Annotated in this window: 13 protein-coding genes; 7 read left to right on the forward strand and 6 right to left on the reverse strand. The window is 61.7% G+C overall.

Annotated features, from left to right (window positions below; translation table 11 throughout):
• Positions 1–202 precede the first annotated feature (202 nt).
• The 6 genes from ACN19L_RS04675 to allB all read right to left on the reverse strand — a co-directional run bounded on the left by ACN19L_RS04675 (position 203) and on the right by allB (position 6325).
• On the reverse strand, positions 203–1636 hold the full coding sequence (locus ACN19L_RS04675) for a DUF6986 family protein (RefSeq protein ID WP_426492377.1): 1434 nt from the start codon (positions 1634–1636) through the stop codon (positions 203–205).
• A 225-nt stretch (positions 1637–1861) separates the two neighbouring features.
• Complete coding sequence (gene uraH, locus ACN19L_RS04680; RefSeq protein WP_426492378.1) at positions 1862–2200, reverse strand: hydroxyisourate hydrolase; 339 nt, start codon at positions 2198–2200, stop codon at positions 1862–1864.
• Positions 2197–2703, reverse strand: coding sequence for a 2-oxo-4-hydroxy-4-carboxy-5-ureidoimidazoline decarboxylase (gene uraD / locus ACN19L_RS04685; RefSeq protein ID WP_426492379.1), 507 nt, complete (start codon positions 2701–2703; stop codon positions 2197–2199). Before uraD ends, uraH begins: the two co-directional genes overlap by 4 nt.
• Before the next feature lie 189 nt (positions 2704–2892).
• The gene (gene allE / locus ACN19L_RS04690; RefSeq protein ID WP_426492380.1) at positions 2893–3639 is read right to left on the reverse strand and encodes a (S)-ureidoglycine aminohydrolase; all 747 of its coding nucleotides are present in this window, start codon (positions 3637–3639) and stop codon (positions 2893–2895) included.
• A gap of 77 nt (positions 3640–3716) precedes the next feature.
• Entirely contained in the window at positions 3717–4985 is a 1269-nt protein-coding gene (locus ACN19L_RS04695) for an allantoate amidohydrolase (RefSeq protein WP_426492381.1), read from the reverse strand.
• A gap of 5 nt (positions 4986–4990) precedes the next feature.
• Positions 4991–6325, reverse strand: a complete 1335-nt coding sequence (gene allB / locus ACN19L_RS04700; protein WP_426492382.1) for an allantoinase AllB — start codon at positions 6323–6325, stop codon at positions 4991–4993.
• 204 nt (positions 6326–6529) lie between these two features.
• Here allB and ACN19L_RS04705 point away from each other — a divergent pair, with 204 nt between their 5' ends.
• The 7 genes from ACN19L_RS04705 (at position 6530) to hutH (ending at position 16706) form a co-directional block, all read left to right on the forward strand.
• The gene (locus ACN19L_RS04705) at positions 6530–7933 is read left to right on the forward strand and encodes a urate hydroxylase PuuD (protein ID WP_426492383.1); all 1404 of its coding nucleotides are present in this window, start codon (positions 6530–6532) and stop codon (positions 7931–7933) included.
• A 757-nt stretch (positions 7934–8690) separates the two neighbouring features.
• Positions 8691–11153 (forward strand): TonB-dependent receptor domain-containing protein, encoded by a 2463-nt coding sequence (locus ACN19L_RS04710; RefSeq protein ID WP_426492384.1) that lies wholly within the window; start codon positions 8691–8693, stop codon positions 11151–11153.
• Positions 11154–11755: 602 nt separating this feature from the next.
• Positions 11756–12226 (forward strand): carboxypeptidase-like regulatory domain-containing protein, encoded by a 471-nt coding sequence (locus ACN19L_RS04715; RefSeq protein WP_426492385.1) that lies wholly within the window; start codon positions 11756–11758, stop codon positions 12224–12226.
• 131 nt (positions 12227–12357) lie between these two features.
• On the forward strand, positions 12358–13011 hold the full coding sequence (locus ACN19L_RS04720) for a DUF2459 domain-containing protein (RefSeq protein WP_426492386.1): 654 nt from the start codon (positions 12358–12360) through the stop codon (positions 13009–13011).
• A gap of 167 nt (positions 13012–13178) precedes the next feature.
• Complete coding sequence (locus ACN19L_RS04725; RefSeq protein WP_426492387.1) at positions 13179–13547, forward strand: hypothetical protein; 369 nt, start codon at positions 13179–13181, stop codon at positions 13545–13547.
• An 82-nt stretch (positions 13548–13629) separates the two neighbouring features.
• Entirely contained in the window at positions 13630–15045 is a 1416-nt protein-coding gene (gene hisS, locus ACN19L_RS04730) for a histidine--tRNA ligase (protein ID WP_426492388.1), read from the forward strand.
• Positions 15046–15161: 116 nt separating this feature from the next.
• Complete coding sequence (gene hutH / locus ACN19L_RS04735) at positions 15162–16706, forward strand: histidine ammonia-lyase (RefSeq protein WP_426492389.1); 1545 nt, start codon at positions 15162–15164, stop codon at positions 16704–16706.
• Positions 16707–16729: the final 23 nt, after the last annotated feature.

Below are 16729 nucleotides of genomic sequence, written 5' to 3' on the forward strand. Positions count from 1 at the left end.
AGTACAAATACTATCCTCCTGTAAAAACGAAAACCTGTCCAGTAATGGACAGGTTGTTCGGTACTGATTTCTGAGTGAGCCTACTGCCGGTCATTCCGAGCTTGCCGAGGAATCTCGCTAGCTGGACATTGTGATGGTAGCTTCAACGAAGCGGTAGAAATGCTTCGACAAGCTCAGCATGACGTTTTTTTTATTTCCGTTACTACTTCCCAGCCCGGCGGCCTTCCAGGATGCGGTAGAAGGAACGGGTTTGGATTTCGGCGGTGGTGAGGCCGGTGGCCTTGATTTCCTCCTCCGTAATGGCTCCGCAGTTCAGGGCTTTCAGGAAGAAGTTGAGCAGGCCCTGGCCGGTGGCGGCATCGTCGAAAATGTCGCCGGTGAGGGTGCTGATGGCGGCCCGCTCCACAAAGGTGCGCAGCCGGTGCACGGCGTCATCGTAGCTGCTCAGGAAGAAGTGGTAGGTAGCCGCGTAGCGCATGGGCAGTTGGGCCGGGTTCAGGTCCCAGCCCTGATAGAGGCCGTTGATGAGGGAGTGCGTGGTGTGGTGGAACCCCTGCCGCCAAGCGTTGTGCACCGATTCCCGGTTTTCGCGCAGCTGCTCAAACGTCAGGTTTTCGCCCCGGTGCGGGCCGATGGGCATGACGTTGGTGGCGCCGTCGGAGAGGAAAATACCGGTGCCGCCCAAGGCCACCTTGGTCATGTGGTGGGCAAAGTCGCAGACGGGGTGGGCCATGGTTTGGTAGCGGGCCGTAATGCCGGCCGAGGCCGTGTAATCGTAGGTGCCGAAGTGGGCCGCCACGCACCGCCCCTCACTGGCCCGGATAATGCGCATGAGCGGGTTACGCCCCTCCTCATCCATGATGATTTGAGTGGCCTCCACCATGGTTTCCATGCGCAGCGTGCCGGGCGCGAGGCCGTTGGCTTGCTCCAGCAGCTCAAACAGGCGCACCATCGTGCTCATCTGCTCCGGAATGGTCACTTTGGGCAACATTACCACGAAGTTGGCGGGCAGCTTGCCACCAGTTTCGGCCAGCAGCGTGGTCAGGAAAATGTCCAGGGTACGCACGCCCCGGTCCTTCAAATCCTCGGTGAAGGGCTTGATGCGGATACCGATAAAGGGCGAAATGGTGCCCTGGCGCATGCCTTGGGCCAACTCTTTGGCAGCCTGCACGGCGGTGGCATCTTCCTCGTCGTTGGGGCGGTTGCCGAAGCCATCCTCAAAGTCGATACGGAAATCCTCCACGGCTTCGGTTTGGAGCTTGCGCACCACTTTCTGATAGATGGAATACGGCAGCCAGCCGGGCTCCTGCTTGCGGTCCTCGGGGCGTAGGTTTTCCAGGCGGTGCGTGAGGGCCTCAATATCCGCCTGCAGCGTGGGCAGGTGTTCGTGGCCTTCCAGCTTCAGTACGCGGGCCAGCTCCACAAAATTGGGCGCGTAAGTGCGCAGGTTATTCAGGGCAATATCGCCCATGCGCACGCAGGTATCCGACTTGAACAGGTTGGCCCCGCCGTACACGGTGTGCACCGGCTGGCGGTCGGGCTTGTCGCCGGGGTAAGTTTGCTGGAAGCGGCGGTTGGCTTCGCCGAGCTGCTCCAGGAGCTGCGTTTTTTCGGAAGCGGGCAGGCTGAGTTTCATATCAGGGAGAGGGTGGAAATGTAAAGTCGGGGCAGTAGTATCAGACGCAGACTCTCAGGAACGTCATTCCGAGCTTGCCGAGGAATCTCGCGTGCTGATGTTGCAGTGGCAATTTCAACGAAGCGGCAGAAATGCTCCGACTCCGCTCAGCATGACAGTAGCACTGCAACGTTAGCCAAGCGAGATGCTTCGCCTTCGGCTCTGCATGACGTTCAACCGGCTAACTCACGAGCCGCGGTACGTGGAGTAGCCAAATGGATTGAGCAGCAGCGGCACGTGGTAATGCTCGGCTGAGGTCACGGAAAACACGATTTCCACGAAGGGATAGAACGAGGCAGTGCCCAGCGCATCGAAGTACTCCTGCACCAGAAAGCGCAGCTGGTACACGCCCGCGGGCAGCGTCTGGCCCTGGGGTAGCAGGTCAGGGATGCGGCCGTCGGCGTTGGTGGTGCCGCGGGCCAGCTCCTGCCAGTTGCCTGGGTGCTGCCCGGAGAGGATGATGGACACGCCCGCCGCGGGACGGCCCCGGGTAGTATCCAGAATGTGGGTGGTAATCTGACTCATGCGGCAAGTAGTTTTTCCAGACGGATGCGGGTGATTTTGTCCTGCTCGGCGGCAGCAACACGGATTTCTGCTTCGGGCGGATTGGGCAGTCGGGCCTGCAGCAGCGCCAGCATCTCGGCGGCCGATTTGCCGGTGGCGCACACGATAAAGATGTAGCCAAACCGCTGCTCGTAGGCTTCATTGCCCGCAGCCAGGGCCTGCAGGGTTTCCTCCGAAGCCTGCCGCACGGCGCCCTGCTCCCCTTCGGCCCAGGTGCTGGTACTGGCAAACTTCTCCCGCAGCGCGCCCACATCCCCGATTTTCGGATGATGCGTAAATGCCTCCCGCCAATCAGCTTCGCTCAGGCTGTTCCAAATGTGCGTAGCCACTTTATAGAGCGTTTCAGCGTCTTCAAAAGGGAATTGCTGGTTCAGCGCCGCCACCCAGGCCGAGGAGCCGCAGCAGCGACGCAGTTCCTCGGCACGGGCCGGGGCGGGTAGGTTATTGAGGTCGGGAAGAGTCATAGGAAACAGGGAGGTATCTAGATAACGGACGTCATTTAGAGCGAAGTCGAGGAATCTCGCGTGCTGATGTTGTAGTAATTTAACCAAGCGGTAGAGATGCTTCGACTCCGCTCAGCATGACGGTTGGTATGGCAACGTCAGCACGCGAGATTCCTCGGCTTCGCTCGGAATAACGTTCTAATTAGTGCGCTAAACTACCGTCGGGAAGCGGTTGACGTTTTTGTAATAGATGTACACCGAGGGCTCTTTACCGACGGAAGTGGCCCACTGCTGGCAGTAGGGCGCCATCCAGATAGAGTCGCCTTTCTGCACGTGGTACCACTCTTTATCGAGCACGTAGATGGCCTGGCCGGCGAGGTAGAGCAGGCCGTGCTCCATGATGTGGGTTTCGACCATAGGCAGGTGCCCGCCCCGGTCGTAGGTGAAGATATTCACGGCCATATCGAAGCCCAACTCGTTTGGCAGCAGTTCCTGAATACGCAGGGCCTCATCGTTCATGTAAATGGGAGCCTTGCTGTCGTCCTTTTCGCCCCATACTACCCCAGGCGCGGCGTGACCGGCCAGCGGCTCGTACACTTTGTGAAAGGTGAGCAGTTGCGTACCCTCGGTGGGGCCGTGGAAGCCATACTCCTGCCCGGCCGGCACATACACAAACTGGCCCTGGGTCAGCTGCCGGGATTCGCCACCCGCCGTGGCCCGCACGGCCCCTTCCACTACGTAGAAGAAAATTTGCGAAGCCTCGGTGCGGCCTTCCAGCTTGCCGTCCGGGCGCAGCGTAACGATGGTCTGGCACAGGCGCGCGCCCATCTGCTCGTTGATAATGACGTTGACGGTGCAGCCCGTCCAGCCCGGCACGTTGCTGTTGATGTAGCCATCGGGGGCAATGATGGCGTGATTGCGCCGAACGACGGAGCGGGTAAATGAGGAAAGATTCATGGCGAAGTAAGGCGGGTAATGGGGCGAACAGAAAGCTAAAAGCTAACTCCCCTCCTTGGAAAGGAGGGGAGCTAGACCTAGCTTCCGGTTCTGATTTTTGAGGTGAGTAGCAAAGAAAGAAAACGCTCCGAGACTTCCACGGCGGCGGCCAGATCGGGCACTTCCACGTTTTCCAGGGGGTTGTGACTGATGCCTTTGAAGCAGCGCACGAACAGCATAGTAGCCGGGGCCACCTGCGAAACCGGCACCGCATCGTGCCCGGCCCCGCTTACCAGCGGCACTACTGGATGGCTGGCCTCGGTAATGGCCTGGGCCAGCAGCTCGTTCAGGCCCGCGTGGCAGCTGACGGGGGCCGTGTATTGCACCAGATTCCAGGTGAGGCGGAGGTGGCGGCGGGCGGCAATAGTTTCGGCCAGAGCCTGCAGCTCCGCGTAGGCCGAGGACAAGCGGGCGGCATCGGCGCTGCGCAAATCAAGGCTGCAAATGACCTCGCCGGGAATGACGTTGCTGGCCGCGTGGCGCACATCCAGCTTCCCCACGGTGGCTACCAGCTCGTGCGCGTGGGCCAGGCCAAACTGCTCGGCAGCCAGCACAAACTCGGCGGCTCCGGCCAGGGCATCCTGCCGCATGTGCATGGGTACGGTGCCGGCGTGCCCGGCCATGCCGCGCCACGTCAGCTCCACGCGCTGCTGCCCGGCAATGGCCGTTACCAGCGCCACCGGAATATTCTGCTCCCAGAGTACCGGGCCCTGCTCAATGTGCACCTCAAAATAGCCCAGCCAGTCGGGGGCCGGAATAGCATCCTGAGCGAGTTGAGCCGCGTTGCCGCCCATGTCGGCAATGGCCTGGGCCAGCGTAATACCGTCGGCATCAGAGCGAGTCAGTAGCTCCGGCTCGAAAGCGCCGGTTACTACTTTGCTGCCCAGGTAGGTGGTGTGAAACCGCACGCCTTCCTCATCACTGAAGGCAATAAGCTCCAGGTGAAACGGCAGTGCTACGCCCTGAGCCGCCAGGTTTTCCAGCAGATCCAGCGCCAGCAGCACGCCCAGCGGCCCATCAAATTTGCCGGCATTGACCACCGTATCAATGTGCGAAGCCAGCACGAAGGTTTTGGCCCCGGGCACCGGGCTTTCCAGCCGGCCCCGCACGTTGCCAATGCCATCAAGGCGGGTGTGCAGGCCAGCGGCTTCCATCCAGGCGCGCACCAGCTGTTGCCCTCGCACGAAGGCGGGCGTACCGAAGCGGCGGGTTACGCCCTCGGCATCTTCGCTGATGGCGGCCAGCTGCTGAATGCGCTGCATGATGCGGGCGGCACGGGCCGAATAGGATGTAGGGAGAGTTTCCAACCGGCTTATCGGGTTAGGATGGTGCCTTGCTTAAGATGCCGGAACGCCGGCCGGTCGTAGGCCAGCTCACCGGCCAGGTAGGTTTGCTGCACCACGCCGCGCAGCTCCCGGCCCAGGTACGGCGACACTTTGTGGCGGTGATGCAGCAGCTCTTCGGTCACGGTAATTGAGGCCTCGGCATCCAGCACCAGCAAATCGGCGTCGTAGCCGGGGGCAATGCGGCCTTTGCGGTGTTGCTGCCCGGCCAGCCGGGCGGGGTTGGTACTGAGCCAGCGGACCACGTCCGAGAGAGAAGCGCCGCGGGCCTGGGCGGCCGTCCAGAGTACCGGCAGGGCCAGCTGCAGGGAGGCAATACCGCCCCAGGCCGTGGTGAAGTCGCCGGTAGTGAGCTGCTTGAGGTCGGGCGGCGCGGGCGAGTGGTCGGTGGCCACAAAGTCAATCAGGCCCGACTCCAGCGCCTGCCAGAGCTGCTCGTTGTTGGCCCGCTCCCGGATGGGCGGGGCGCACTTGTAGGCCGTCTGCCCATCAGGAATATCCTCGGCGCTGAAAAACAAGTAATGCTGTCCCGTTTCAACGGTTAGCGACAGGCCCTGGGCCTTAGCGGCGGCAATGGCCGGCAGAGAATTGGCCGACGACAGGTGCACGATATGCACCGGGCAGCCCGTTTCGGCGCACAGCCGAATCATGAGGGCCACGGCCTCATCTTCCCAGGCTTTGGGGCGGGAGGCGAGGTAGTTCTGGTAGGATTGCCGGTTGCCCTGCTTCCAGGTGTCATCGTCCTGGCTCAGCTCGCAATGCACCAGCAGGGGCAGGCCGTGCCGGGCCAGCAGAGGCATTACCTGGCGCAGGTCGGCTTCGGTGGCATTGGGAAAATCATCGATACCGGAGTGGGTGAGAAAGGCTTTGAACCCCAGCACGCCCGCCTCAATAAGGCCCGGCACCTCGGCCGCCTTGCCCGGCACAATACCGCCCCAGAAGCCGCAGTTCACGTGCAGCTTTTCACGGGTCGCCGCCAATTTTTGCTCCAGGTTTACCACCGAGGTAGTGACCGGGGCCGAGTTCAGGGGCATGTCCACCAGCGTGGTAAGGCCGCCGGCCAAAGCAGCCCGGGTGGCCGTGTCGAAGCCTTCCCACTCGGTGCGGCCGGGCTCGTTGATGTGCACGTGCGGATCGATGAGGCCGGGCAGGATGGCGTGGGGGCCTACGTCGTGCACTGGTACAGTTACCACAGCATCCGTGGGCAGCACCTCGGCAATCAGGCCATTACGCACTACCACGTAGCCCGGCACTTCGCCGGATGGCGTTATTATTTTTTCACTTTTTAGCGCGTATCCGGCCATGAATTTTATCAAACAGACATCCAAAATGATAATATTTCAATTAACAAGCAGTATTCTAGCAAACTTTTCAACTTCCATATTATCCTTTCAAGAGGTTCGTTTCTCAAGTGTGCCGGGTTGTGGCCCCATTTTCTGCTGGCTAGCCAGCGTCAGCAGATGCTGCCACGAATATTGGCCCGGCCACGCAGCAAGTGCTTTTTACCGATGACGCAGTTTTTACTTCTGGGAATGGTGGCGGCCGTGGTGGGGCTGCTGGCGGTGGGCAGTTGGGTGCTGCACCGGGTGGCGCGCACGCACCGGGGCGGCGAGCTGGGCACGCAGGGCTTTACCCTGCAGGGGTTTGCTTATGCCCTCACGGTACTGGCCGTGGTGTTTGTGCTGGCGGTGGGCTACCAGTTTGCCCAGGGCACGGCCTGGGAAGGGCACCTGATGGAGTGGCTCAATATTGTGGTGCGCCTGATGCACATCACCTTCGGCATTGCCTGGATTGGGGCTTCCTTCTACTTCGTGTTCCTGGAAAACGCCCTGAACCGCACCGATAACGTGCGCGAGGAGCTGGCCGGCAACCTCTGGGCCGTGCACGGCGGGGGCTTTTACTACCTCGAAAAGTATAAGCTGGCCCCGAAGGAAATACCCAAAGCCCTGCACTGGTTTAAGTACGAGGCCTATTTTACCTGGCTTACGGGGATGAGCCTGCTGTTTGTGGTGTACTACTTCAATGCCGGCAGCATGCTCATCGACCCCAAGGTGCTGGACCTGGGCCCGCTGACGGGCGTGGCCATTGGGCTGGGCTCCTTTGCGGTGGCCTGGCTGCTCTACCACGTGCTGTGCCGCACCCCGCTGGTAAAAAACAACCTGGCTATGACCGTGCTGGGCGTGCTGATTTGCACGGCCTTCGCCTGGTTTTACTGCCAGGTATTCAGCGCCCGGGCGGCCTACATCCACTTCGGGGCCATGCTGGGCACGCTGATGGTGGGCAACGTGTTTTTTATCATCATCCCGGCGCAGAAAGCCATGGTGAAGGCGGCTACCGAAGGCCTGCCACTGGACCCGGAGCTGGGCAAGCATGCCGGGCTTCGGTCGTTGCACAACAACTACTTCACGCTGCCGGTGCTGTTTGTGATGGTGAGCAACCATTTCCCCAGCACCTTCGGGCACAGCTACCCCTGGGCGGTACTGGCGGCCATTGTCCTGGGCACGGCCGGCGTGAAACACTGGCTGAATCTGCGCGAAAAACACCAGGCTACCGGGCTGGTATTACCGCTGGCAGCCGGGCTGCTGCTGGCCGTGGCCTTCGTTACGGCTCCCAGCACGGAGGCTACCAGCGCCGCCGCCTGCACGCCCAACGTGACAATGGCGCAGGTGCAGGCCGTGGTGCAGCAGCGCTGCGCGCGGTGCCACTCGGCCACGCCCACCGATGACGTATTCAAAACTGCTCCCAATGGCGTGGTATATGACACGCCCGAGGACATCATCCGCCTCCAGGATAAGATCATGCAGCGCGTGGTCATCACCAAAACGATGCCCCAGAACAACAAAACCCAGATGACGCAGGAGGAGCGGGACCTGATCCGCTGCTGGATTGAGCAAGGCGCGCTGAATAAGTAACAGAGGCTACCGAGGCCACTTCAGATTTAAAACGTCATTCCGAGCTTGCCGAGGAATCTTGCGTGCTGAGGTTGCAAGGTAATCCGGACGAAGCAGTAGAGATGCTTCGACTTCGCTCAGCATGACAGATAGTTTGGCACGCTCAGCACGCGAGATTCCCCGATCTTTGGCTTGATGCGCCACATGCTCGGAATGACGGGCTGCTATCATCCTCACTTTATTCCCCTCACCTGCGGCCCTGCACTTGCGTGCGGGGCCGCTGCATTTTCAGGTATCAGCAAAGAAATACAGTAAGCCGGGCAACGCTTACCGACAGAGCACCATCTGCCCTACACAAGCCTGTGGCAACGGCTCCCTCGCCAACTACTTTCCTCTACACGCCTCCGCAAAACCCAACGTTTTCCAGGAAACGAAAAAATAATCTACCCAGTACCTTGCGTTGCATAGTACCTTTAACTACCTTTGAAACGTTGATTAGATACACTCTCTGCCGGGCCCCTCACTAACAGGAGCCGCCCGGTAGAATCCCGGACACCACCACGCGCCAATCGGGCCGGATGAGCGGAGCCTCAGCCAGAAACACTTGTTTCTCCCTGCTGCCCCGTTGTGTTCCGGCGCTTCGGTACCGGCTGCCCGTGCAGTTTGTGCCCCTGCTTTTCACGCTTGAATTTCTGGCAACCATGCTACTCCCGGCGGAACCGCGGCCCCGGGACCCGGCCTCTCCTTGCCCGAATTTTCCTCCACCATCTCCCTTCCTATGAACGCCTTTTCTACTTCCGGCCGGGCCCTGCGGGGCCTGGGGTTCCTTGCTATGCTCTTTCCGCTGGCCGCCGCCGCGCAGCAGCAACCCGCCGGCACCGTCCGCGGCACTTTGCTCGACCAGGCCAACGGGCAGCCCCTCCCCTTTTCTACCGTAGTGGTGCTGCGGGCCCAGGATTCCAGCTTCGTGGCCGGGGCCGAAACCCTGGAAAACGGCACGTTTGTGCTGGAGCACCTGGGGCTGGGTAACTACCTCCTGAAAGCCTCCTCCGTGGGCTACCAGGGCCTGCGCCGGTCGGTGCAGCTTACCGCCGCCAACCCTACGCTGCAGCTGGGCGCGCTGAAGCTCGCGCCCACGGCCCAGCAGCTGAAGGGCGTGACGGTAACCGGGGAGCGGGCCGCCGTGCAGGAAAGCCTCGATAAAAAGGTGATTAACGTGGAAAAGGACCTGAGCAGCGTGGGTGGCACGGCCGTAAACGTGCTCCAGAACGTGCCCTCCGTGACGGTAGCTCCCGATGGCACCGTGAGCATGCGCGGCTCCTCCAACATCACCATTCTCATTGATGGCAAGCCCAGCAACTCGGCCAACAGCGGGGCGGGCGGCAACCGCCTGGAGCAGATTCCGGCCAGCGCCATTGAGCGGGTGGAAGTAGTCACCAACCCCTCGGCCCGCTACGATGCGGCCGGGGCCGGTGGGGTGCTCAACATCATCCTGAAAAAGCAGAAAAAAGACGGCTGGAACGGCCAGACCACCCTCAACGTGGGCACCCAGGACAAGTACAACGGCAGCCTGAGCCTGAACCGCCGCGCTGGCAAAATCAACCTGTTTGGCTCCCTGGACCTGCGCGACGACCGGTACCGCAGCCGCTCCTGGCTGGACCAGTACACCACCCTCGAAAACCAGGAGTTGCGCACCTACCAGCGGGGCACCAACCTGCGTCACAGCCAGAACTACAGCGGCCGCCTGGGCTTCGACTACACGCTGCCGGCCAATCAGACCATCACCTTCACAGTGGAGCCCAATCTGAACCGGGCCACGAACACCGGCACCCAGCTGGCCACGCTCAGCGGGGCCACCAACGCCCGCATCGGCAGCACATTCGGCGTAACTGAAAACGTGGACAACGTGGATGGCTCCCTGGATTACCGCCGCACCTGGGATGCCTACAAGGGCCGGGAGCTGACCGGCAACGTGAACTACACCTACCTGAACGCCGACGTGGTGGTGGCCCAGCGCAATACCGAAGGCACTGCCGACCTGCGCGAGTGGCAGCAGGACCTGAACGTAGACCTGCACGCCGTGGGCGGTCAGGTAGATTACGTGCACCCGCTGGGCGAGAAGGCCCGACTGGAAGCCGGCGCGAAAACCCAGTACCAGGCCAACCAGGGCACCGACGACTTCCTGCGGCAGCAGCTGGACGGCCCCGGCTTCGATAGGCTGGCAGACCGCTCCTACCAGTACACGTTCCGCGACTTTGTGCAGGCTGGCTACACCACGTATCAGCAGGAATTTGGCAAATGGCGCGCGCAGGCTGGTTTGCGGGCCGAGTACACCCGCACCAGCGGTGAGGTACTGAACGGCCAGGGGCCCTTCCGGCTAAGCTACCTCAACCTGTTCCCCTCAGCCACCGTGGAGCGCACCCTGCCCACCGCCGACCAGCGCGTGAAGCTCAGCTACTCCCGCCGCCTCAACCGCCCGGGCTTCATGCAGCTATTGGCCTTCCCGCTCTACCAGGACCAGCGCAGCTACCGCATTGGGAACCCCGCCCTGCGCCCCGAGTACATCAATGCCTTTGAGCTGGGCCATCAGATCAGCATGGGTCAGGCCTCACTAACCTCCACCCTATTCTACCGCCACACCGATAACGCCATTCAGCGCCTGGTGCGCGTGGATACCACGGCTACCCGCCTGTACGGGGCCGGGGCGGTCATTACGGCCCAGTACGCGGCCAACTTCGGGCAGGCTACCAGCTACGGGGCGGAGGTTTCGCTGAACCAGCCCCTGGCCAAATGGTGGCGCGTAACGGCCAATGGCTCGTTGTTTCAAAATATTGTAACGGCCGCCACCGGCAACGAGGCCAACCGCCGGGTAGTATCGGGCACGGCCCGCCTGATGAACTCCTTCACCCCCACACCCAAGCTGGATATTCAGCTGACGGGCAACTACCGCGCCGCCGCCGTGACGGCCCAGGGCCGGGTGCTGCCAGTGGGCTCCGTGGATGTGGCCCTGCGCCAGCGCCTGTTCAACGACCGGGCCGCCCTCACGCTGCGGGTTTCCGATGTGCTCAATACCCAGCGCAACCGCTCCCTCTCGGCTACAAATAACTTCCGGGCCGAGACCTACAATAAGTGGGAGTCGCGGGTGGGCTACCTGGGCTTCAGCTGGTATATGGGCTCCAACAAGCCGCCCAAACGCATTGAGAACCAGCCCCAGGGTGGGGGCGGTGGCTTTGGTGGCTAGAATGTGCTGCACCTGGCCACCATTCTCGGACCTCACGTTTCTGGCCCGGACCAGGGCGTGGGGTCTTTTTTTGCTAGCACAATGGCTTTTGCAGAGTTCAGAAGCAAACAATGGTAGGTCCTGCTAAGCTAGCCGAAGGCTTCAGCAAGCTCAGCAGGACTACACTACCTTTCTTTCGCTAGCCATCTTATTCTCAATATTTTTTATTCTTCTCAGGCATCCCTTGCACACTATATAGCATCTATACTATCAGAAGCGGCTGACAAGCTGATTTGTGCTACGCACTGCTATTGTTTACCCCCTGTATACTTCTGGGCAGTTCTATAAACCAGAAAATATATTTACACAGTACCTTGCTTTACATAGTACCTTTTAGTAAATTCATACTGTCCTTCAGCACCGGTCCAGCAACGCACTGCTAGCCGGAACTGCCCGGCCCCGAGCCGGGATACTGCCCCACCTGGCGGCCGGCCTGGCCGCCCGCCTCCTGGGCTCGACGATACCACTTACTACCCAGACGTTTCTTGCCTTTTCCGTGAACGGAGCCGCGGCCGTTCCGGCAGCCTGAAAGTCACCGTCCCTTCTTTTTTCTGTCTACTGCCATGAAAACCTCCTTCGCTTCCGCCGCCCTGCTGGGCATTTCTCTCCTCTTCACTGCCGCTGCTCAGCCCACCCTGGCTGCCGGGCCTGCTGCCGCCGCTAAAGGCACCGTATCGGGCCGCCTCTACGATGGCCAAACCCAGGAACCCATCCCGCACTCTTACGTGGTAGTGCTGCGAGCTTCGGATGGACGCTTCGTGAAAGCAGTGGAGACGGACGCCAATGGCCACTTCCGCGCCACCGGGCTTCCGCTGGGCCGCTACGTAGTGCGTACGACGGTGCTGGGCTACCACGCCATTAAGCCCGCCGTCGCTCTGCACTCGGGCAAAACCCAGCACGCGCTGGGTACCGTGGTAATGGTCCCACTGGATATGCCCATGGTGGCCCGCGCCAACAAACAAGCCTGGGCCAAGCGGGCCACGCCGGTAGCCGCCGTGGAGCCCCGCCGACCCGCGTTGCGCACTCGCTCCTAGCGCTTTGCAATCCCGCTAACGAGTACGGCCCGGACGCTTCCACCTGATAGCGTCCGGGCCGTACTCGTTAGCGGTTAGCGGCTGCTCCCATCCGCGGTGGGCGTATCTTTGCAGGTGCTTGATTACTGCGTATGCCTGCTCTGGTTGCTTTTGTGCTGTTTTTGATGACCGGGACGCTGATGCCTCGCAACCGGCAGTTCCGGCAAACGCCCGGCGGCGTGCAGATTTACGTGGTGTCCAACGGCTTTCATACCGATGTGGTGCTGCCGCTGCGGGAGCCGCAAACCGGCCACAACTGGCTGCAAATCCTTGATCAGCCCGCCCTCACTGCACAATTTGGGCGCTATCGGTACGCGGCGTTTGGCTGGGGTAACCAAGGCTTCTATCTGGGGTCTATGAACGGCCATTTCCCGGGACCCAGAGCCATTGCCGGCGCCGTATTTCCCTCAAAAACCCTGATGCACGTGGATTTTTACCGCGCCGCACCCGACTCGGGCCGCCATGTGGTGCCCCTGCGGATTTCTGCGGAGCAGTACCGCCGCCTCACGGCCTACGTGCAGCAGGGTTTCCGGGCCGATAGCCTGGGCCGGCCGCAGCTCCGGCAGCCAACCGGCTACTCGCCGGAGGATTTTTTCTTCCTGGGTACGGGCCACTACCACGCCCTGCGCACCTGCAACGACTGGACCAGCCGGGGCCTGCACCGGGCCGGGCTGCGGGCGGCCCTGAAGTCGCCGCTGGCCGCTTCGGTAGTGTTCCAGTCCCGGCGCGGGGCCCGGCGGCAATAATCACTGCGGGATTTATAGCTAAGTCACTATTTATAATATCCTAACACAAACTAGGAAGGCTTCAATATAATAAGCCCTGGCCTCGTCAAATTGCTATTTATCCGTAACCCTGCGCGGCGTTTTCACTGTATTATTTCTGCCGCCCTATCCGCTTAACCAGTGAAAACATGCTTGATGTTCATCGTGAAATTCTGCCGAACGGCTTTCTGCTGATTCTGTCACCCGATGCCGCTTCGACCGACGAGGTAAAACTTACCCGGGCCCTGCACCGGGCCAGCCGCAGCGACAAACACACGATTCTGGTAGATTTGAGTTTGATTGATTCCCTTTCCACGGAAGCCATTGACCTGTTACTGGCCTATGCTTTTATGCTGCACACCCAGCAGCGCCGGCTGATTTTATGCCACGTTCCCCAGGCCGACCAGCACCATTTTCTGTACCTGGATGTGGCCTCGCAGCCCTTATTAGTGCCCTCTTTGCTGGACGCCATGCAGGAAATCGATTTGCAGACCGGCACCAATCGGGTCCGGTTCTGAGCAGCCGGCCAAACCGGACCGCCGGAATTCCGCCGGAAACCCCGACTTTTGCGGCCGTATTTCCGCATCTGTTTTCCCTCTGATGAGCGCACAGCAACCCAGCATTCCGCAAGGTACCCGCGACTTTGGCCCGGCCGTGGTGGCCCGCCGCAACTACATTTTTGGCGTCATCCGCCGCGTGTTCGAGAAGTTTGGCTATGCGCCGCTGGAAACGCCCACGCTGGAAAATCTTTCCGTGCTCACGGGCAAGTATGGGGAGGAAGGCGACCAGCTGCTGTTTAAAGTACTCAACTCGGGCAACTTCCTGAAAAAGCAGAAAGGCGACAAAATCAAGGAGCAGGTCACCCCCGAGGACCTGCTGGCCGGCCCTCGGGCCGTGTTGCCCAAAATTGCCGAAAAAGGCCTGCGCTACGACCTCACGGTGCCCTTCGCCCGGTACGTGGTGATGAACCGCAACACGCTGGTATTTCCGTTCAAGCGCTACCAGATTCAGCCGGTATGGCGCGCCGACCGGCCCCAGCGTGGCCGCTACCGGGAGTTTTACCAGTGTGACGCCGATGTGGTGGGCACCAACTCCCTGCTGTGCGAGGCCGAAATTGTGCTGATGATGAGCGAGGTGCTGACGACGCTGGGCCTGACGGACCACACCATCAAAATCAACCACCGTGGGGTGCTGGGGGCCTTCTACAAAGCCCTGGGCGGCGAAGGCACTGAGGTAGATCTGTTCACGGCCATCGACAAGCTTGACAAAATCGGGCGCGAGGGTGTGGAGAAGGAGCTGCTGGAGCGGGGCTTCTCGGCGGCGGCTACCGAGCGGCTGTTTGACCTGCTAGGCGTGGGCGGCGACTTTGAGGAGAAGCTGCAGCGGCTGCTGGCGGCCTTCGCCACGGCCGGCGTGGAGCCCGACAACGCCGACGGCTACCGGGGCCTGCAGGATCTGCAGCAGGTGCTGAATTACCTGCGCGGCTTCGGCTTCGAGCAGTGGCCGAACCTGGAGTTCGACGTGACGCTGGCCCGCGGGCTGAGCTACTACACGGGCTGCATCTTCGAAATCAAGATCAACAACGTGAACATGGGCAGCGTGTCGGGCGGAGGCCGTTACGACAACCTCACCGGCGCCTTCGGGCTGCCGGGCGTGTCGGGCGTGGGCTTCTCCTTCGGCGTGGATCGGCTGTACGACTGCCTGGAAGAGCTGCAGCTGTTCCCGGAGGCCGTGGCCACCACCACCCGCTGCCTGCTGGCCAATTTCGACGCCGAGAGCGAAGTGGCGGTGCTGCCCGTGCTGCGCCGGCTGCGCGAAGCCGGCATTGCCAGCGAGCTGTACCCCGAGCCCGGCAAGCTGGGCCGGCAGTTCAAGTACGCCGATGGCAAAGGCATTCCGTACGTGCTTATTCAGGGCCCGGAGGAGCGCACTACCGGCCAGTTCAAGCTCAAAACCCTGGCTACCGGACAGGAGCAGACGGTAACGCTGGAGCAAGCCCTGGCGCTACTGGCTTAACCCGTTCTACCAATAGCCCCGCCAACGGCGCTGCTTCCGGATATGGCTACCCGGAAGCAGCGCCGTTGGTTTTGCTGACCATCTGCTAGGCCCGCTCGGCGCGCAACCGGGAAAAAGTGGCAATTTTGGCGGCACTCACCTTCGCCCACCCCACCCGCATGGCCCAGGATTTCGCGCTTACTCCCTCCACCCATCTCACCCTCGCCACCCTCAGCCAGCTACTGCGCACCAAAGCCCGCGTAGTACTCAGCCCCGAAGCCCGAGAGCAGGTAGAAACCTGCCACCGGTACCTGCAAAACCGGCTGGAACGCACGCCCGAGGCGGTCATCTACGGCATCAATACTGGCTTTGGCGCCCTCTGCGACAAAGCTATTCCGGCCAGCCAGCGCCAGCAGCTGCAGCAAAACCTGATGATGTCGCACGCCTGCGGTACGGGCGAGGAAGTGCCGGCCGAGCTGGTGCGGCTGATGCTGCTGCTGAAAGCGCAAAGCCTGAGCTACGGCCACAGCGGGGTGCAGGTGAGCACCGTGCAGCGCCTGCTTGATTTCTATAACCGCGGGATGCTGCCGGTGGTGTACCAGCAAGGCTCCCTGGGGGCCAGCGGCGACCTGGCCCCGCTGGCCCACCTGTGCCTGCCCTTGCTGGGCCTGGGCGAGGTGCACTACGAGGGCTACCGCCTGGCCGCCGCCGATGCCATGAGTCTGTTCAGCTGGCAGCCCCTCACCCTGGAAGCCAAGGAAGGCTTGGCCCTGCTTAATGGCACCCAGTTTATGCTGGCCTACGCCGTGCACGGGCTGCTGCGGGCCCAGCACCTGCTCCGCGCCGCCGACTATATCGGAACCCTGTCGTTGGAAGCGTTTGATGGGCGCAGTGAGCCGTTTGATGCGCGCCTGCACCGCATCCGGCCCCACGCCGGGCAGCTGGCTGTGGCCGGGCGCATCCGGGAGCTGTTGGCGGGCTCCGGGCTGCAGGCCCAGCCCAAAGTAGCCGTGCAGGACCCCTACTCGTTCCGGTGCATGCCCCAGGTACACGGCGCTTCCCACGATGCCCTGGCGTACGTGCAGCAAGTAGTGGAAACCGAGTGCAACGCCGTAACCGACAACCCCAACATCTTCCCCGATGATGACGCCATTCTGAGCGGGGGCAACTTCCACGGGCAGCCGCTGGCGTTGGCCCTGGATATGCTGGCCATTGCCACCGCCGAGCTGGGCAGTATCTCCCAGCAGCGTACTACCCAGCTCATCGGCGGGCAGCGGGGCCTGCCGCCCTTCCTGGTGGCCGAGCCGGGCCTGAACTCGGGCCTCATGATTCCGCAGTACACCGCCGCCGGCATTGTCAGCCAGAACAAGCAGCTGTGCACGCCCGCCTCAGTAGATAGCGTGGTGAGTAGCAACGGTCAGGAAGACCACGTGAGCATGGGGGCCAACGCCGCCACCAAGGCCCTGCGGGTGGTACAGAACGTGGAGCAGCTGCTGGGCATTGAGCTGCTGAACGCGGCCCAGGCTTTGGAATTCCGCCGCCCCGCCCGCACCTCCGAGCCCCTGGAAGACCTGCTGACTGCTTTCCGAGAGAAGGTGTCCTTTGTGAACCAGGACCGGGTGCTCTACCCCGATTTGCACGCCGCCGCGGCGTTTGTGCGGGACTACAGTTTCGGGTTATAGCGTACCCCAACGCCTCATTTCAT

Origin of the sequence: Hymenobacter sp. 102 (assembly GCF_049949205.1) — a bacterium.
Lineage (GTDB): Bacteria > Bacteroidota > Bacteroidia > Cytophagales > Hymenobacteraceae > Hymenobacter.